Annotated in this window: 15 protein-coding genes; 13 read left to right on the forward strand and 2 right to left on the reverse strand. The window is 65.6% G+C overall.

Annotated elements, in window-relative coordinates:
- The first annotated feature begins 82 nt into the window (after positions 1 to 82).
- The 5 genes from pstC to phoB all read left to right on the forward strand — a co-directional run bounded on the left by pstC (position 83) and on the right by phoB (position 4403).
- Positions 83 to 1057, forward strand: coding sequence for a phosphate ABC transporter permease subunit PstC (gene pstC, locus AC1RMY_RS02485; RefSeq protein ID WP_492862353.1), 975 nt, complete (start codon positions 83 to 85; stop codon positions 1055 to 1057).
- Positions 1058 to 1071: 14 nt separating this feature from the next.
- Positions 1072 to 1962 (forward strand): phosphate ABC transporter permease PstA, encoded by an 891-nt coding sequence (gene pstA, locus AC1RMY_RS02490; RefSeq protein ID WP_492862354.1) that lies wholly within the window; start codon positions 1072 to 1074, stop codon positions 1960 to 1962.
- A 47-nt stretch (positions 1963 to 2009) separates the two neighbouring features.
- Entirely contained in the window at positions 2010 to 2810 is an 801-nt protein-coding gene (gene pstB / locus AC1RMY_RS02495) for a phosphate ABC transporter ATP-binding protein PstB (RefSeq protein ID WP_492862355.1), read from the forward strand.
- A gap of 30 nt (positions 2811 to 2840) precedes the next feature.
- The gene (gene phoU, locus AC1RMY_RS02500; protein ID WP_492862356.1) at positions 2841 to 3560 is read left to right on the forward strand and encodes a phosphate signaling complex protein PhoU; all 720 of its coding nucleotides are present in this window, start codon (positions 2841 to 2843) and stop codon (positions 3558 to 3560) included.
- Positions 3561 to 3704: 144 nt separating this feature from the next.
- The gene (gene phoB, locus AC1RMY_RS02505) at positions 3705 to 4403 is read left to right on the forward strand and encodes a phosphate regulon transcriptional regulator PhoB (protein WP_327525472.1); all 699 of its coding nucleotides are present in this window, start codon (positions 3705 to 3707) and stop codon (positions 4401 to 4403) included.
- A 157-nt stretch (positions 4404 to 4560) separates the two neighbouring features.
- On the opposite strand, the gene AC1RMY_RS02510 is transcribed toward phoB, so the two are convergent.
- Complete coding sequence (locus tag AC1RMY_RS02510) at positions 4561 to 4881, reverse strand: YnfA family protein (protein WP_492862357.1); 321 nt, start codon at positions 4879 to 4881, stop codon at positions 4561 to 4563.
- Positions 4882 to 5073: 192 nt separating this feature from the next.
- Between AC1RMY_RS02510 and AC1RMY_RS02515 the strand changes: the two genes are divergently transcribed.
- The 3 genes from AC1RMY_RS02515 to uvrB all read left to right on the forward strand — a co-directional run bounded on the left by AC1RMY_RS02515 (position 5074) and on the right by uvrB (position 9461).
- Positions 5074 to 6300 (forward strand): TIGR03862 family flavoprotein, encoded by a 1227-nt coding sequence (locus tag AC1RMY_RS02515; RefSeq protein WP_492862358.1) that lies wholly within the window; start codon positions 5074 to 5076, stop codon positions 6298 to 6300.
- A 46-nt stretch (positions 6301 to 6346) separates the two neighbouring features.
- Positions 6347 to 6568: a hypervirulence associated TUDOR domain-containing protein gene (locus AC1RMY_RS02520; protein WP_492862359.1), complete on the forward strand. Its 222-nt coding sequence runs from the start codon at positions 6347 to 6349 to the stop codon at positions 6566 to 6568.
- Positions 6569 to 6791: 223 nt separating this feature from the next.
- On the forward strand, positions 6792 to 9461 hold the full coding sequence (uvrB, locus tag AC1RMY_RS02525) for an excinuclease ABC subunit UvrB (protein WP_492862360.1): 2670 nt from the start codon (positions 6792 to 6794) through the stop codon (positions 9459 to 9461).
- 5 nt (positions 9462 to 9466) lie between these two features.
- Here the strand turns inward: uvrB and AC1RMY_RS02530 are convergent, their stop codons facing one another.
- Positions 9467 to 10690, reverse strand: a complete 1224-nt coding sequence (locus AC1RMY_RS02530) for a hypothetical protein (RefSeq protein WP_492862361.1) — start codon at positions 10688 to 10690, stop codon at positions 9467 to 9469.
- A gap of 1292 nt (positions 10691 to 11982) precedes the next feature.
- Between AC1RMY_RS02530 and zapE the strand changes: the two genes are divergently transcribed.
- The 5 genes from zapE (at position 11983) to sucD (ending at position 17176) form a co-directional block, all read left to right on the forward strand.
- Positions 11983 to 13161: a cell division protein ZapE gene (gene zapE / locus AC1RMY_RS02535; protein WP_492862362.1), complete on the forward strand. Its 1179-nt coding sequence runs from the start codon at positions 11983 to 11985 to the stop codon at positions 13159 to 13161.
- Between the two features lie 5 nt (positions 13162 to 13166).
- Complete coding sequence (locus tag AC1RMY_RS02540) at positions 13167 to 13766, forward strand: TetR family transcriptional regulator (RefSeq protein ID WP_492862363.1); 600 nt, start codon at positions 13167 to 13169, stop codon at positions 13764 to 13766.
- Positions 13767 to 14029: 263 nt separating this feature from the next.
- Positions 14030 to 14992: a malate dehydrogenase gene (gene mdh, locus AC1RMY_RS02545; RefSeq protein WP_492862364.1), complete on the forward strand. Its 963-nt coding sequence runs from the start codon at positions 14030 to 14032 to the stop codon at positions 14990 to 14992.
- 93 nt (positions 14993 to 15085) lie between these two features.
- The gene (gene sucC, locus AC1RMY_RS02550; RefSeq protein ID WP_492862365.1) at positions 15086 to 16282 is read left to right on the forward strand and encodes an ADP-forming succinate--CoA ligase subunit beta; all 1197 of its coding nucleotides are present in this window, start codon (positions 15086 to 15088) and stop codon (positions 16280 to 16282) included.
- 9 nt (positions 16283 to 16291) lie between these two features.
- Entirely contained in the window at positions 16292 to 17176 is an 885-nt protein-coding gene (gene sucD, locus AC1RMY_RS02555; RefSeq protein ID WP_492862366.1) for a succinate--CoA ligase subunit alpha, read from the forward strand.
- The last annotated feature ends 4 nt before the right edge of the window (positions 17177 to 17180 follow it).

The following is a 17180-nucleotide window of genomic DNA, read 5'->3' on the forward strand; positions in this document are numbered from 1 at the left end:
CTCCTCAGGATGAGGGCTGAGGTTGACGAGGCCGGGCGTCCGGCAGCAGACGACTTCAGCTACCCCACCGGAGCCTCCGCGGATGACCGCAGCAACCGACATGACGAGCATTCCCGGCGCGACGCCGATCGTGCGGAAGACGCCCAAGGGTACCTTCGACATCGTCTTCCGCAATGCCAGCTTCCTGGCGGCGCTGCTCGTCCTGGTGCTGCTCGCCGGCATCATGCTGTCGATGGTGATCGGCGGCTGGCCGGCCTTCCGCGAGTTTGGCCTCGGCTTCATCACCTCCAGCGTCTGGGACACGCAGAACGACCAGTACGGCGCCTGGCCGGCGATCGTCGGCACGCTCTCGACGGCGCTGATCGCGCTCGTCATCGGCGTGCCGCTCTCGCTCGGCATCGCGGTGTACCTCACCCAGCTCGCGCCGCCCTGGTTCAAGCAGCCGGTGTCGACCGCGATCGAGCTGCTCGCCGCCGTGCCCTCGATCATCTACGGCATGTGGGGCCTGTTCGTGTTCGTGCCGCTCTTCGCGGCATATGTGCAGATACCGCTCTCGAACATCGTCGAGGGCATCCCGATCGTCGGCACGGTGCTCTATTCGCGCTCGCCCTCGGGGCTCGGCATCCTGACGGCCGGCTTCATCCTGGCCTTCATGATCATCCCCTTCATCGCCTCGATCACCCGCGACATGCTGGAGCAGATCCCCTCCGTGCTGCGCGAGAGCGCCTATGGCATCGGCGCGACGACCTGGGAGGTCGTGCGCCATGTGCTGGTGCCGCAGGCCGGCGTCTCGATCATCGGGGCGATCATGCTGGGGCTTGGGCGCGCGCTCGGCGAGACCATGGCGGTGACCTTCGTCGTCGGCAACGCCAACCGGCTCTCGTCCTCGATCATGGATCCGGGTTCGACCATCGCCTCGCGTATCGCCAACGAGTTCAACGAGGCGATGGGCCTGCAGCTCAACGCGCTGATCGCGCTCGGCTGCATCCTGTTCTTCGTCACCTTCGTCGTCCTCGTCATCGCGCGCATCCTCGTCTCGCGCGTCAAGAGCTACTGATAGGGCAAGCGATCATGAGCCTGGCGACCCCCTCCACCGTCCGCGAACTGCCGCATGCCCCTTGGGGCCGCGTTCGCCAGTCGCGCCGCACTGCCGACAAGGCAATGAAGGTCATTGCGACCGGCTTCACCTTCCTCGCCATCTTCGTGCTGTTCTGGATCCTCGGCATGTTGGTCGTGAAGGGGCTCGGCGGGCTGTCCGTCGCGACCTTCACGCAGATCACGCCCGGCCCGGGTTCGGAAGGCGGCGGCCTCGCCAACGCCCTCGTCGGCTCGATCGTGCTGACTTTCCTCGGCATCGCCGTGGCGACGCCGATCGGCGTGCTCGCGGGAACCTATCTCGCCGAATACGGCAAGAAGTCGCAGCTCGCGAACCTGATCCGCTTCATCAACGACATCCTGCTCTCGGCGCCCTCGATCCTGATCGGCCTGTTCGTCTACGTCATCCTGGTCGAGCCGTTCCGCGGCTATTCCGGCTGGGCCGGCGGCGTCGCGCTCGGCATTATCGCGATTCCGGTGATCGTGCGCACGACCGAGGACATGCTGCGCCTCGTGCCCGGTCCGCTGCGCGAGGCCGGCGCGGCGCTGGGCGCACCGCCTTCGGTGGTGATCACCTCGATCACCTGGCGGGCGGCCAAGTCCGGCATGGTCACCGGCATCCTGCTGGCGCTGGCCCGCATCGCCGGCGAGACCGCGCCGCTGATCTTCACCGCGCTGAACAACAACTTCTGGTTCTCGCCGAGCCTCGTCGGCGGCGTCTCCAACCTGCCGGTGACGATCTACCAGTTCGCCTCCGCCCCTTACGAGAACTGGCAGCAGCTCGCCTGGGCCGGCTCGCTGATCATCACCATGTCGATCCTGCTGCTCTCCATCGTCGCCCGCCGCATCGTGCGCGGCGGCAAGTGAGCTGCACAACCGAAACTTCGTCGCGTTCGATCTGAAGGAAAAAGTCGATGCTTTCGACGCTTGAACTCTCCCCGCAGACGCTCGATGCCGATGCCCCCGTCCGGATCGCGGTCAAGAACCTCGATTTCTACTACGGCGAGCACAAGGCGCTGAAGAACATCAACCTCGATTTCCGCGACCGCCACGTCACGGCGCTGATCGGCCCGTCCGGCTGCGGCAAGTCGACCCTGCTGCGCATCTTCAACCGGATCTACTCGCTCTATCCGGAGCAGCGCGCCACCGGCGAGATACTGCTCGACGGGCGCAACGTCATCTCCGGCGACATCGACGTGAACGAGCTGCGCTCGCGCGTCGGCATGGTCTTCCAGAAGCCGACCCCCTTCCCGATGTCGATCTACGACAACGTTGCCTTCGGCATCCGCCTCTACGAGAAGCCGCCGAAGTCCGAGCTCGACGACCGTGTCGAGGGCGCGCTCCGCCGCTCGGCCCTCTGGGACGAGGTTAAGGACAAGCTCAAGACCTCGGGCATGGGCCTCTCCGGCGGCCAGCAGCAGCGCCTCTGCATCGCCCGCACCATCGCGCAGAAGCCGGAGGTCATCCTCTTCGACGAGCCGACCTCGGCGCTCGACCCGATCTCGACCGGCAAGATCGAAGACCTGCTGGAGCAGCTCAAGAGCGACTTCACCATCGTCATCGTCACCCACAACATGCAGCAGGCGGCGCGCATCTCGCAGTACACTGCCTTCATGTATCTGGGCGAGGTCATCGAGTTCGCGCCGACCAACACGATCTTCATGAACCCGAGCAAGAAGCAGACGCAGGACTACGTCACCGGCCGCTTCGGCTGAACCGCTCGCGCTGCACAGGGACACACGCCGATGACCGAACATATCGTCCGCTCCTACGACGCCGAACTCGAGGCGCTGCGCCGCAGCCTCGCCGAGATGGGCGGCATGTCCGAGCGCATGCTCGGCGACTCCACCGTGGCGCTGGTGCGCCGCGACACCACGCTCGCCCAGAAGGTCATCACCGCCGACCAGCGGCTCGACAATCTGCAGCGCGATGTCGAGGAGCGTGCCGTGCTGACCATCGCGCGCCGCCAGCCGCTGGCCCAGGATTTGCGCGAGCTGATCTCGGCGATCCGCCTCGCCTCGGACATCGAGCGCGTCGGCGATCTCGCCAAGAACATCGCCAAGCGTGCGGTGGCGATCTCCGGCCAGTTCTCGCCGCCGCATCGCGCCGTGGTCGGGCTCGAGCATATGAGCCGGCTCGTCCAGGCCCAGCTCAAGGACGTGCTTGACGCCTATGCGGCCAACAACGAGCAGAAGGCGCTCGAGGTCTGGCATCGCGACGGCGAAATCGACGCGCTCTACACCTCGCTGTTCCGCGAGCTGCTGACCTATATGATGGAAGATCCGCGCAACATCACCTTCTGCACGCATCTCCTGTTCTGCGCCAAGAACGTCGAGCGCATCGGCGACCACACCACCAACATCGCCGAGACGATCCATTACCTCGTCACCGGCGAGTCGCTCGACCTCAACCGTCCCAAGCTCGACACCACCGATATCAGCGTCGAGGCGGTGACGGGGAATTGATGGAGTATCCATTGCGTCATGGCCGGGCTTGTCCCGGCCATCCACGTCTTGCGTCGTCGAGCGCTGTGACCAAGACGTGGATGCTCGCCACATGGTCGAGCATGACGGAATGTGTCGGCTGAATACCCAGAACGGAACCGCGCCATGCCCGCCCGCATCCTGATCGTCGAGGACGAAGAGCCGCTCACCTTGCTGCTGCGCTACAATCTCGAGGCCGAGGGCTTCGAGGTCGATAGCGTCGCGCGCGGCGACGACGCCGAGCTGCATCTGCGCGACTCGACGCCCGATCTCGTCCTGCTCGACTGGATGCTGCCGGGCCTCTCCGGCATCGAGCTCTGCCGCCGGCTGCGGGCGCGCCGCGACACCGAGCGTGTACCGATCATCATGCTGACCGCGCGCGGCGAGGAGACCGAGCGGGTGCGCGGCCTCGCCACCGGCGCAGACGATTATGTTGTCAAGCCGTTCTCGTTGCCGGAGCTGATCGCGCGCATCCAGGCGCTGCTGCGCCGGGCCAAGCCGGGCCATGTCGCGGGGCTGCTGACCGCGGGCGATCTCGAACTCGACCGTACGACCCGCCGCGTGCGCCGCTCCGGCGAGGAGCTGCATCTGGGACCCACCGAGTTCCGCCTGCTTGAATTCCTGATGCAGGCGCCCGGCCGGGTCTATTCGCGCGCGCAATTGCTCGACGCGGTCTGGGGTCGCGACGTCTATATCGACGAGCGCACCGTCGACGTGCATGTCGGGCGCCTGCGCAAGGCGATCACGCCCGGCGATGCCAAGGACCCGCTGCGCACGGTGCGCGGTGCTGGCTACGCCTTCGACGAGACGTTCGCGCGGGCGTGAGGGGGCTCTCTCCCTTTCGCACATCCGCGCGTCATCCCGGACAAGCCGCGTAGCGGCGCCGATCCGGGATCCATGCCTGAGCCGTTCCGGAATGAGTTCCGGGTCTGCGCTGCGCTTCGCCCGGAACGACAGCGCGCATTTGACAAACCCTCGATCCTCACCGCGGCGCCGCGATGATGATCGCCGCTCCCGCGAGGCAGACCAGTCCGCCCGTCACGTCCCAGCGATCCGGCCTGAATCCCTCCGCCGCCCAGAGCCAGGCGAGCGAGGCGGCGATATAAATCCCGCCATAGGCGGCATAGGCGCGCCCCGCGGCGTCGCTCTCGACCAGCGTCAGCAGCCAGGCGAAGAGGGCGAGGCAGACCAGGCCTGGCAGCAGCCACCAGACCGGCTTGCCGAGCCGCAGCCAGCCCCAGAAGGCGAAGCAGCCGGCGATCTCGAAGAAGGCGGCGCCGAGATAGGCGGCGATGGTCGGCATGATGCTGGCGGGTCGGGCTTTCCGGGATCGGACAGTCAGTCTAAAGCGAAGACCCTTCAGATGGAAACACGCCGTCATCCCGGACCAGCCGCGAAGCGGCGCCGATCCGGGATCCATGCCTGAACGGTTCCGGCATGGATCCCGGGTCTGCCTCCGGTCGCCCGGGATGACCGTGGAGAACGCGGGAACTTTATGCCAGACATCGCCATCATCGGCGCCGGCCCGGCTGGATTGATCGCAGCCGAGCGGCTGGCGCAGGCCGGGCATCGCGTCACGATCCATGAGCGGATGGCGTCGCCGGCGCGGAAGTTCCTGCTCGCGGGGCGCGGCGGGCTCAACCTGACGCATTCCGAGCCGCTCGACGGCTTTCTCGATCGCTACGGCGCGGCGCGAGGCTGGCTGGAGCCGGCGATCAGGGCCTTTCCGCCGCAGGCGCTGCGGGACTGGGCCGACGGGCTCGGCGCGGAGAGCTTCGTCGGTTCGAGCGGGCGCGTCTTCCCGAAGGCGATGAAGGCCTCGCCGCTGCTGCGCGCCTGGCTGGCGCGCCTTAACGGGCTCGGTGTCCGGTTTGAGGCCGGCCGGCTCTGGGCCGGCTGGGCGGCGGATGGCACGCTGACCTTCGCAGGGCGCGATGGGACGCCCGTGACCGTCCGCCCCGACGCGACATTGCTGGCGCTGGGCGGGGCGAGTTGGCCGCGGCTGGGCTCGGATGGCGGCTGGGTTCCGCTGCTGGCCGGGAAGGGCGTCTCGATCGCGCCGCTACGGCCCGCCAATGCCGGCTTCGCCGTGAACTGGTCGGCGATGTTGCGGGAGCGGTTCGCGGGAGCGCCGCTGAAGCGCATCGTGGTTCGCTTCCGGGAGCATGAGGTCGCCGGCGAGGCGATGCTCGATCCCGGCGGTATCGAGGGCGGCGCGCTCTATGCCCTGTCGGGGCCGTTGCGCGAGGCGATCGAACGCGAGGGCTCGGCCGAGATCGCGCTCGACCTGCGGCCGGATCTCGACCGCGCCCGGCTGGCGGAGAAGCTCACCAAGCGTCGCAAGGGCGAGACTCTGAGCAACCATCTGCGCAAGGCGGCGGGGCTTTCGCCCGCGGCCGTCGCCGTGCTGCGCGACAGCGCCGGCGGGCGGCTGGACGAAGCGCCGGAGGCGCTGGCGGCCGCGATCAAGGCGGCACGCTTGCGGCTCCTCGGCCAGATGCCGATCGCCCGCGCCATCTCCTCGGCCGGCGGCATCCGGGCTTGCGAGGTCGATCCGCATTTCATGCTGAGGCGCCTGCCCGGCGTCTTCGCGGCCGGCGAGATGCTGGACTGGGAAGCGCCGACCGGCGGCTATCTGCTGCAGGGCTGCTTCGCGACCGGGATCGCGGCGGCGGCGGGTATGGAGGCGTGGCTCAGGGAAAAGGCGAGCGTCGCCGGGTGATCCGGATGCCGCCCTCATGCGTTCAATCCGCAATGCGGAGCCCGCCATGAGCAAGCCCTACCCGACCGGAACCGACGTCACCTGGCGCTGGGGCGCGCATGTCGCGCGCGGGCGCATCGGGCAGGTCTTCACCCAGCCCGTGACCCGCACGATCAAGAGCACGGAAGTTCGCCGCAACGCCAGCCCGGAGAACCCGGCCTATCTGGTGACGCAGGCGCGGGGCGGCTACGCGCTGAAATCCCATAGCGAGGTCGAGGCGGAGGGGTGAAGGGCCTTCCCTGAAGCCACAAAGGCTCCGTCATTCCGGGCGTAGCGAAGCGGAGACCCGGAATCCATGCCGGAACGGGTCAGGCATGGATTCCGGATCGGCGCGGCTGCGCCGCTTGTCCGGAATGACGGGGAGATCTCTCCTGCCAGCTCCTGTCACCAGTCCGCCCGGCCATGCACTCCGCCCTCTCGCGCCGAGGCGGCTTCCGCCCCATATTGCGGCCATGGCCAAAATCTCCGACACGCCCGCCAAACCCGCCAAAGCCCCTGCGGCGAAGAAGCCGTCCGGCGCGCGCACGCCCAATTCCAAGGCGAGCAAGCCGGAGCTGAAGCCGCTGGAGGGCTATCTCGCCGATCTGCTGAATCCGGCGATCAATCGCGGCACGGCGGTTCCCGGTGGCGCCTCCGGCTTCAGCGACCAGCCGCAGGCGGACTATGAAGCGCGCCCCGGTGACGGCGACACACGACCGAAGCGCAAGCTCTCGAAGAAGGCCGATTCCGCCTTCGCCGGGGCCGAGGGCGCGGCGGCCGCGACGGCGACCTCGCTGCAGGCGCTGCTCGAGACCGGCAGCCCCTTCATCCAGCCCGGCAAGCCCTGGACGCCGCACCGGCCCGAGCGGCCGGACAAATCGGAAGGCGGCATCCGCTTCCGGATGAACTCGGAATACGAGCCGGCCGGCGACCAGCCGACCGCGATCGCCGATCTCGTCGACGGGATTTCGCGGCAGGAGCGCGACCAGGTGCTGCTCGGCGTCACCGGCTCGGGCAAGACCTTCACCATGGCGCAGGTGATCGAAAAGACCCAGCGTCCCGCCCTGATCCTGGCGCCGAACAAGACGCTGGCGGCGCAGCTCTATGGCGAGTTCAAGAGCTTCTTCCCCGACAACGCGGTCGAGTACTTCGTCTCCTATTACGACTACTACCAGCCCGAGGCCTATGTGCCGCGCTCGGACACCTATATCGAGAAGGAATCCTCGATCAACGAGCAGATCGACCGGATGCGCCACTCCGCGACGCGCTCGCTGCTGGAGCGCGACGACGTCATCATCGTCGCCTCGGTCTCCTGCATCTACGGCATCGGCTCGGTCGAGACCTATACGGCGATGACCTTCGGCATCAAGCTGGGCGAGCGCGTCGAGCAGCGCCAGCTCATCGCCGATCTCGTCGCGCTGCAATACAAGCGCACGCAAGCTGACTTCACCCGCGGCACGTTCCGCGTGCGCGGCGACAATATCGAGCTGTTCCCGGCCCACTACGAGGACCGCGCCTGGCGCATCGGGCTGTTCGGGGACGAGGTCGAGAGCATCCACGAATTCGACCCGCTGACCGGGCAGAAGACGGCCGAGCTGGAGTTCGTCAAGGTCTACGGCAATTCGCACTACACCACGCCGCGCCCGACGCTGACCCAGGCGGTGAAGTCGATCAAGGCGGAGCTGCGCGAGCGGCTCGACGAGCTGAACCGGATGGGGCGCTATCTCGAGGCGCAGCGGCTCGACCAGCGCTGCACCTTCGACATCGAGATGATCGAGGCCACCGGCTCCTGCAACGGCATCGAGAACTATTCGCGCTATCTCACCGGCCGCCGCCCGGGCGAGCCGCCGCCGACGCTCTTCGAGTATCTTCCAGATAACGCCCTCGTTTTCACCGACGAAAGCCATGTCACCGTTCCGCAGATCGGCGCGATGTATAAGGGCGACTTCCGCCGCAAGGCGACGCTGGCGGAATACGGCTTCCGCCTGCCCTCCTGCATGGACAACCGGCCGCTGCGCTTCGAGGAATGGGACGCGATGCGGCCGCAATCCGTGCATGTCTCGGCCACGCCCGGCGGCTGGGAGATGGAGCAGACCGGCGGCGTCTTCACCGAGCAGGTCATCCGCCCGACCGGGCTGATCGACCCGCCGGTCGAGATCCGCCCGGCCAAGCACCAGGTCGCCGACCTGCTCGACGAGATCAAGGAGGTCACTTCGAGCGGCTACCGCACCCTCGTCACCGTGCTGACCAAGCGCATGGCCGAGGATCTGACCGAATACCTGCACGAGAACGGCGTGCGGGTGCGCTACATGCACTCGGACATCGACACGATCGAGCGCATCGAGATACTCAGAGACCTGCGCCTCGGCGCCTTCGACGTACTGGTCGGCATCAACCTGCTGCGCGAGGGCCTCGACATTCCCGAATGCGGCTTCGTCGCCATTCTCGACGCCGACAAGGAGGGCTTCCTGCGCTCCGAGACCTCGCTGATCCAGACGATCGGCCGCGCCGCGCGCAATGTAGACGGCAAGGTCATCCTCTATGCCGACCACGTCACAGGCTCGATGGAGCGGGCGCTGGCCGAGACGACGCGCCGCCGCGAGAAGCAGATGGCCTACAATGCCGAGCACGGCATCACGCCGCAGACGATCAAGCGCGCCATCGGCGACATCCTGGGCAGCGTCTATGAGCGCGACCATGTCACGGTCGATACCGGCCTCGCCACGCCGGCCTCCGGGCACAACTTCAAGGCGGCTTTGGCCGATCTCGAAAAGCGCATGCGCGAAGCCGCCGCCGACCTCGAATTCGAAACCGCCGCCCGCCTGCGCGACGAGATCAAGCGCCTGCAGGCGACGGAGCTGGCGATCTCGGACGACCCGCTGGCGCGGCAGGGCGATGTCGAGGCGAGCGCCGGGAAGTATCGCGGCGAGCGGAGCTACGGCGCGAGCGCGAACCTGCCGCCGACGCGGGCGAAGAAGCCGACGGATGAGGATATGGGGCCGCACAACTGGGGCGGCGGCGAGGGCAAGCCGGTGGCGCGGGTGGCGCGGCCGAAGAAGCCGACGCTCGACGAGATGGGGCCACGGCCGGAGTCGCGGCCTAAGGGGGCTGGGGAGGGGGCGAAGCGAAGGGGGCGGAGGTAGGTATGTCAGTTCAAGCCGTAGATTTCAGTTGCCCAAGCGCGCACTGCTTCTGGTGTATTTGATTCGATTTCTTCCAAGTATTGAATATATTCGTCTCCGTTTTTCGTGCTGAATACCTTTGATGAGAGCTTAAGTGTGTTCTTGATTGGCTCTTCGTTTAGGAGATTTGCGCATTCATTGTCTAAAAAAATCGCATCAACGTATGGAGCGTATGTTGATATCGTTTTAAAGTCATTGAATATGCCGACAGTCGGTTGTTTGCGTTGTCCTTGCGCAATCCTTCTTGCGAGCGCAGCAAATAGATATGAGGAGATTTTATTATGAGGTAGCTCCCAATTTCCTTTCCACGCCCAAAAATTGAAGACCTTTTCGCATGACTCGTTTCTGGATACGCCGGATCGTTCGACGTGCTCTCGTAAGATTTGGAATTCTCTATATGTTCTTTTTGAAGTTGCTCTAATTGCATCGTCAAAATTGCCGCGTTCTATAGCGTTCGCCAGTTCTCGCGCGATGTTTTGAACAGTTTTTTTGTTTTCAGTGCCGTAGCCTTCTAGCTCAACCCGGAGCGCCTCTTGAAAGCTCGGCCGTTGTTCTGCCCATACTCTCAGTAAATTTTCATAAGCGGGCTTAATAGAATCGCGTTCGGAGCGAATCTCGGCTGCAAATATAGAAAAATCCATACTTGCTGTGATATGAAGATCAGAAATCCATTGGTCTTTATCGCCCTCTAGTGCGTTTTCAGCGCGGAAATCTATTTGTGGCGGTTTTTCTCCGCTGAGATATTTATCAAGAAATTCTACAGTTTGGTCTCTCATTATTCGATCTGATGCAATAAAAGAAACGTCGCCTCCTAGCATTTCGTGAGCCAGATTCAGTTCATCGGCATGGACATAAACCAATGTCTCATCGCGATGTATATCAGAGAGTGGAAACACAGCCTGCTGAAGCAAGAATACTCTCCTAGAAAGTTCTGACACTTTTCGCCAAAAATTCTCTCTGTTGTTATTGGATTTCATTCTTAAAGAAGATACTTTAAATATATTACTGATTGCATTTTGATCTAAATATATAACCTTCTTGTTTAGAGGCGGAAGATCATATTGTTGCTTATAGTTGCATTTTGTGCATCGTCTAGTCATTGCGGTTCCTCCAGCCCAAAGCAGGCCGAAGACGTTTTCTGCTCGGCAACGCGGGCAGGATTTAAATGGAGCGCGCTCGAACAAGGCCATCCCACTATCTAGATAAATTAACATGCTAATATAGAATAAGCTGCCCGCATACGCTGCAGGCGGGGGGAACCCTTCTCCTGTAAGGAGAAGGGCAGGGATGAGGTGTCGGTCCCTCGACCAGTAAAACACCGAGCCAACCGCATGCGGCGGTGGGGCTTGCCCTCTGCGGAGAACGGCAGACACCTCACCCTGCCCTCTCCTTACAGGAGAGGGTTCTGCGTCGAGGTTCCGGTGCCGTGGCGGCGACGGGCGCGAACCCTTCTCCCCTCGCGGGAGAAGGTGGCGGCGCGGAGCGCTGACGGATGAGGGGGCGCTGTGAGCTTTCCGCCGAACACAACGCCAACCGGCCCGCGCACGGCGCCCCCTCATCCGCCCCTGCCGGGGCACCTTCTCCCGCGAGGGGAGAAGGGAAGAGGCGTCGATGCTGCGGCGAAAGGCGCGGGAACCCCTCTCCCGGATGGGAGAGGGGCAGGGGTGAGGGACCGCCGCTGTTCGTTGAAACGAGACGGAGCCGTTGTGCCTGATTGCTGCAACGGCAGGCCCTCATCCGGCGCTCCGCGCCACCTTCTCCCATCCGGGAGAAGGGAAGGGGCGTCGCGGTTCCCTCAATCTTATCCCCGCCGCATCGCCCCATGCCTATCCTCCCCTCGCTCCACCCGACCAAGGGGGCTGTCGCGAGGCATCGTGCGGCCGGGCGGGGTTGCGGGTTTCGTCGTCTGAGGCCGTTGCGGGCCAGGGATGGCGGAGGCGCAGATCGCCATCGCGCAGGTGAGTCAGGCTGCGCGACCCGTGGCACGGATAACCAGAAGGCGATCTGGCGGCATCAAAGACCTGCGCGCGGGGCGGGGTGGCGGCTGACGGCGCTGCTTCGACACGACATTCGACATCGACATCGGCACGCAGCCGTCGACTGCGACGCCGCCTCGTCCCGCGCATCCCCTTGGATACGCATCTGCCCGAAACCCCGCGGCGATCAGCCGGCCGGGGCTTTCGGCGCGTGGCATGGCTGAGGCTTTCAATATGGGGCGCGAGGAACCCCTCCCCTCGTGGGGAGGGGCAGGGGGTGGGGGGCGTGCCGCCTGGTGAGCGCGTTGCGGAAAAGGCGACCCGGCAGCAGCGGCACTGCCACTCACCAGCGAATTCGTCCTGGCTTTACGCCCCCCACCCCTTCCCCTCCCCACAAGGGGGAGGGGTTTGCCCGCGCCGCACTTGCCGCGCCGGCCGGGCTGCCGTAACCGGGTAATCCCGCGCCGCAGCATCGATCTTCCCGCCCGCATGATCTTCCCGCCCGCATGACAGCCTCGATCACCGAACGTTACGCCGCCCTGGTCGAGTCCGGCGCGATCGAGCGCGATCCGGCGCAGGTCGCCGTGGTCAGGCGGCTGCAGGCCCTGGCGGAGACGCTGGCGAAGCAGCGGCTGGCGCGCAAGAGCAGCGCGCTCGGCTGGCTGTTCGGCAAGAAGACCGACACCAAGGACGTGCCGAAGGGGCTCTACATCTGGGGCTCGGTCGGCCGCGGCAAGACCATGCTGATGGACCTGTTCTACGATTCCGTCGCGGTGAAGCGGCGCCGGCGGGTGCATTTCCACGAATTCCTGGCCGATGTGCATGGCCGCGTCCATGCCTATCGCCAGCGCCTCAAGGCCGGCGAGGTCAAGGAGCCCGATCCGATCGGGCCGATCGCGGCGGAGCTGGCGGCCGAGGCCCGGCTGCTCTGCTTCGACGAGTTCACGGTGACCGACATCGCCGATGCGATGATCCTCGGGCGGCTGTTCACGGCGTTGTTTTCCGCCGGCGTCGTCGTGGTCGCGACCTCCAATGTCGAGCCGTCGCGGCTCTATGAGGGCGGCTTGAACCGCTCGCTGTTCCTGCCCTTCGTCGCGTTGCTGGGCGAGAAGGTCGAGGTGCTGAAGCTGGAATCGCGCACCGATTTCCGGCTGGAGAAGCTCGGCGGCGCGCCGGTCTATCGCGTCCCGGCCGACGAGACGGCGAAGGCGGCGCTCGACGACGCCTTCCGCAAGATCGCCGGCACGCCGCAGGGGCACAAGCTCGCGCTGGAGGTCAACGGCCATGAACTGCTCGTGCCGCAGGCGGCCGGCGGCGTGGCGCGGGCGCGCTTTGCCGATCTCTGCGGCAAGGCCTATGGTGCCTCCGACTTCATCGCGCTGGCGCAGCGCTTCCATACGCTGGTGCTGGACGAGATCCCGGTGCTGGCCGACGAGCAGCGCAACGAGACCAAGCGCTTCATCATCCTGATCGACACGCTCTACGAGCATCATGTGAAGCTCGTCGCCTCGGCGGCGGCCGAGCCGCATGAGCTCTATCGGGCGAAATCCGGCCGCGAGGCGTTCGAGTTCGACCGGACCGTGTCGCGGCTGATCGAGATGCGCTCGGACGATTATCTCGGCCTGCCGCATGGCCGGGCCGACTCGGCGGCTTCCGGCGACAGCGGCGGGCTGGTGGAGACCTGAGCGCCATGACGATGCGCGAGCCGAGCGAGACGCGGATCCTGACCGTCGCCGGCGAGCATCTGCGGCAGTTCGGGCTGAAGCGCTTCCGCATCGTCGCGGTGGCGGAGGCGGCCGGCATGACCCATGCCAATGTCTACCGCTACTTCCCCTCGCGCGGGGCGCTGATCGATGCGGTCGTCGACATCTGGCTGAAGGCGACGGAGCGCCGGCTCGCCGACATCGCCGACGGGCCCGACCCGGCCCATGACAAGCTGGAGCGCCTGATCCTGGCGCTGGCCAAGGCCAATCGCGACCTGCTGATCGAGGATCCGCATCTCTTCGCGGCGCTGTCGGAGGCGGTGGCGGAGCGTCATGCGATCAGCCGGCGCAACCGGACGCGGGTGCGGGCGCTGTTCGAGCGGGTGATCGACGAGGGCATCGCGTCGGGTGCCTTCGAGCCGCGCGACCGCGACCGGGCGATCGCCTTCGTCATCGACGCGACACATCGCTTCATCCATCCTGCCGTGATCGCGCTGGAGGCCGACGTGCCTCAGGCCTCCGTCGACACAAGGCTTTCGACCCTGATCCAGATCGCGCTGCGGGTGCTGACGCGGGGCCTCGTCTGAGCCTCTTTTCCAAGAAAATGACGATTTTTGTAAATTGTCATCGGTTTATTTTCAGGCCGCCGAGAGCGGCTCTGCGGGCGGAGCCCGCGTAAGTCACTGAGCGCAAGGGGTTATCCGCGTTCTGGGCGGCTTGGCCAGGTGTTTCGGCCGGCCGCGGCCGATGCTGCCGACAGGGTTGCGAGCAAACCCCGTTTCGGGCCAAAGGAACGCACGGTTTCGCCGGTTCTCCGGCATTTCGCAGCGTCAGGACAAAGGACTACGCAATGGCCCGCAAGAAGATCGCCCTCATCGGCTCAGGCCAGATCGGCGGCACCCTCGCTCACCTCGCCGGCTTGAAGGAACTCGGCGACATCGTGCTGTTCGACATCGCCGACGGAATCCCGCAGGGCAAGGGCCTGGACATCGCCGAGTCGGCCCCGGTCGACGGCTTCGACGCTGCCTACAAGGGCACCTCGTCCTATGAGGACATCAAGGGCGCCGATGTCGTGATCGTCACCGCCGGCGTGCCGCGCAAGCCCGGCATGAGCCGCGACGACCTGATCGGCATCAACCTGAAGGTGATGAAGGCGGTCGGCGAGGGCATCAAGACCTACGCCCCCAAGGCCTTCGTGATCTGCATCACCAACCCGCTCGACGCGATGGTCTGGGCGCTGCAGAAGTTCTCGGGCGTGAAGCCGAACATGATCTGCGGCATGGCCGGCGTGCTCGACTCGGCCCGCTTCCGCCACTTCCTCGCCGACGAGTTCAAGGTTTCGGTCAAGGACGTCTCGGCCTTCGTGCTCGGCGGCCATGGCGACGACATGGTGCCGCTGGTGCGCTATTCCGGCGTCGCCGGCATCCCGCTGCCCGACCTCGTCAAGATGAAGTGGACCACCCAGGAGCGTCTCGACGCCATCGTCGAGCGCACCCGCAAGGGCGGCGGCGAGATCGTCAACCTGCTCAAGACCGGCTCGGCCTTCTATGCGCCAGCGGCTTCCGCCATCGCGATGGCCGAGAGCTACCTCAAGGACCAGAAGCGCGTGCTGCCGGCGGCGGCGGCCCTGAAGGGCCAGTACGGCGTCAAGGACATGTTCGTCGGCGTTCCCGTCGTGATCGGCGCGAAGGGCGTCGAGCGCGTCGTGAAGATCCGCCTCAACGGCGCCGAGAAGGAGATGCTGGCGAAGTCGGTCGCCTCGGTGCAGGGCCTGATCGACGCCTGCAAGGCCATCGATTCGTCACTGGCGTGACCTAGAACGGACGGAGTGACGGCGCCGCCAAGGCGCCCGTCATCCCCGCCCGTCAATCGCCACCCGAAATACGCTTCCAGGGAAACCGAGCACATGAACATCCACGAATACCAGGGCAAGGCCGTCCTCAAGGAGTTCGGCGCGCCCGTCTCCGCCGGCTTCCCGGCCCTGACGGTGGCGGAGGCGGTCGAGGCCGCCAAGAAGCTGCCCGGGCCGCTCTATGTCGTGAAGTCGCAGATCCATGCCGGCGGTCGCGGCAAGGGCAAGTTCAAGGAGCTCGGACCCGACGCCAAGGGCGGTGTCCGCCTGGCCAAGTCGGTTGAGGAGGTCGAGGCGCACGCCAAGGAAATGCTCGGCAACACCCTCGTCACCGTGCAGACCGGCGAGGCCGGCAAGCAGGTCAACCGCCTCTATATCGAGGACGGCTCGGACATCGAGAAGGAGTTCTACCTCTCGGCTCTGGTCGACCGCGAGACCTCGCGCATCGCCTTCGTCGTCTCGACCGAGGGCGGCATGGACATCGAGGCGGTCGCCCATGACACGCCCGAGAAGATCGAGACCTTCTCGGTCGATCCGGCGACCGGCATCATGCCGCATCACGGCCGCGCCATGGCGCGCATCCTCGGCCTCTCCGGCGACCTCGCCAAGCAGGCCGGCACCGTGCTGAGCCAGATCTACACCGCGTTCGTGGCCAAGGACATGGACATGCTGGAGATCAACCCGCTGATCGTGACGACGCAGGGCCAGCTCAAGTGCCTCGACGCCAAGATCTCGTTCGACTCCAACGCGCTCTACCGTCACCCCGAGATCGTCGCGCTGCGCGACACCACGGAGGAGGACGAGAAGGAGATCGAGGCCTCGAAATATGACCTCGCCTATATCGCGCTCGACGGCACGATCGGCTGCATGGTCAACGGCGCCGGCCTCGCCATGGCGACGCTCGACATCATCCAGCTCTATGGCGAGAGCCCGGCCAACTTCCTCGACGTCGGCGGCGGCGCCAGCGAAGAGAAGGTGACGGCGGCGTTCAAGATCATCACCGCCGACCCGAAGGTGAAGGGCATCCTGGTCAACATCTTCGGCGGCATCATGAAGTGCGACGTCATCGCGCGCGGCGTCATCGCCGCGGTGAAGGCCGTCGGCCTTCAGGTCCCGCTGGTCGTTCGCCTCGAAGGCACCAACGTCCAGGAAGGCAAGGACATCATCTCGTCCTCCGGCCTCAACGTCATTCCCGCCGACGACCTCGACGATGCCGCGCAGAAGATCGTGGCCGCGATCAAGAAGGCTTGAGGAGCAACCATGTCCATCCTGATCGACAAGAACACCAAGGTCATCTGCCAGGGCTTCACCGGCAAGAACGGGACCTTCCACTCCGAGCAGGCGATCGCCTATGGCACGCAGATGGTCGGCGGCACCTCGCCGGGCAAGGGCGGTAGCTTGCATCTCGGCCTACCGGTCTTCGACAGCGTCGTCGAGGCCAGGGACAAGACCGGCGCCACGGCGTCCGTCGTCTATGTGCCGCCTCCGGGCGCGGCGGATGCGATCTGCGAGGCGATCGACGCCGAGATCCCGCTGGTGATCTGCATCACCGAGGGCATCCCGGTGCTCGACATGGTCAAGGTCAAGCGCTCGCTGGTCGGCTCCAAGACCCGCCTGATCGGGCCGAACTGCCCGGGCGTCGTCACCGCCGGCGAGAGCAAGATCGGCATCATGCCGGCCAACATCTTCAAGCCCGGCTCGGTGGGCATTGTCTCGCGCTCCGGCACGCTTACCTATGAAGCCGTGTTCCAGACCACGCGCGAGGGCCTCGGCCAGACCACGGCCGTCGGCATCGGCGGCGACCCGGTCAAGGGCACCGAGTTCATCGACATGCTCGAGATGTTCCTGGCCGACGATAAGACCGAGTCGATCGTCATGATCGGCGAGATCGGCGGCTCGGCCGAGGAAGACGCGGCGCAGTTCATCAAGGACGAGGCCAAGCGCGGCCGCAAGAAGCCGATGGTCGGCTTCATTGCGGGTCGCACGGCGCCTCCGGGCCGCCGCATGGGCCATGCCGGCGCGATCATCTCGGGCGGCAAGGGCGGCGCCGAGGACAAGATCGCGGCGATGGAAGCGGCCGGAATCCGCGTCTCGCCCTCGCCGGCGCGCCTTGGAAAGACCTTGGTCGAGGTGTTGAAGGGCTGAGGCA

Source organism: Allobosea sp. GW822-FHT03F07 (assembly GCF_058801345.1).

Excerpts from the sequence above, each read along its gene's own strand:
- pstC (WP_492862353.1), top strand. The coding sequence starts at position 83 with ATGACCGCAGCAACCGACATGACGAGCATTCCCGGCGCGACGCCGATC.
- pstA (WP_492862354.1), top strand. The coding sequence starts at position 1,072 with ATGAGCCTGGCGACCCCCTCCACCGTCCGCGAACTGCCGCATGCCCCT.
- pstB (WP_492862355.1), top strand. The coding sequence starts at position 2,010 with ATGCTTTCGACGCTTGAACTCTCCCCGCAGACGCTCGATGCCGATGCC.
- phoU (WP_492862356.1), top strand. The coding sequence starts at position 2,841 with ATGACCGAACATATCGTCCGCTCCTACGACGCCGAACTCGAGGCGCTG.
- phoB (WP_327525472.1), top strand. The coding sequence starts at position 3,705 with ATGCCCGCCCGCATCCTGATCGTCGAGGACGAAGAGCCGCTCACCTTG.
- AC1RMY_RS02510 (WP_492862357.1), bottom strand. The coding sequence starts at position 4,881 with ATGCCGACCATCGCCGCCTATCTCGGCGCCGCCTTCTTCGAGATCGCC.
- AC1RMY_RS02515 (WP_492862358.1), top strand. The coding sequence starts at position 5,074 with ATGCCAGACATCGCCATCATCGGCGCCGGCCCGGCTGGATTGATCGCA.
- AC1RMY_RS02520 (WP_492862359.1), top strand. The coding sequence starts at position 6,347 with ATGAGCAAGCCCTACCCGACCGGAACCGACGTCACCTGGCGCTGGGGC.
- uvrB (WP_492862360.1), top strand. The coding sequence starts at position 6,792 with ATGGCCAAAATCTCCGACACGCCCGCCAAACCCGCCAAAGCCCCTGCG.
- AC1RMY_RS02530 (WP_492862361.1), bottom strand. The coding sequence starts at position 10,690 with ATGGCCTTGTTCGAGCGCGCTCCATTTAAATCCTGCCCGCGTTGCCGA.
- zapE (WP_492862362.1), top strand. The coding sequence starts at position 11,983 with ATGACAGCCTCGATCACCGAACGTTACGCCGCCCTGGTCGAGTCCGGC.
- AC1RMY_RS02540 (WP_492862363.1), top strand. The coding sequence starts at position 13,167 with ATGACGATGCGCGAGCCGAGCGAGACGCGGATCCTGACCGTCGCCGGC.
- mdh (WP_492862364.1), top strand. The coding sequence starts at position 14,030 with ATGGCCCGCAAGAAGATCGCCCTCATCGGCTCAGGCCAGATCGGCGGC.
- sucC (WP_492862365.1), top strand. The coding sequence starts at position 15,086 with ATGAACATCCACGAATACCAGGGCAAGGCCGTCCTCAAGGAGTTCGGC.
- sucD (WP_492862366.1), top strand. The coding sequence starts at position 16,292 with ATGTCCATCCTGATCGACAAGAACACCAAGGTCATCTGCCAGGGCTTC.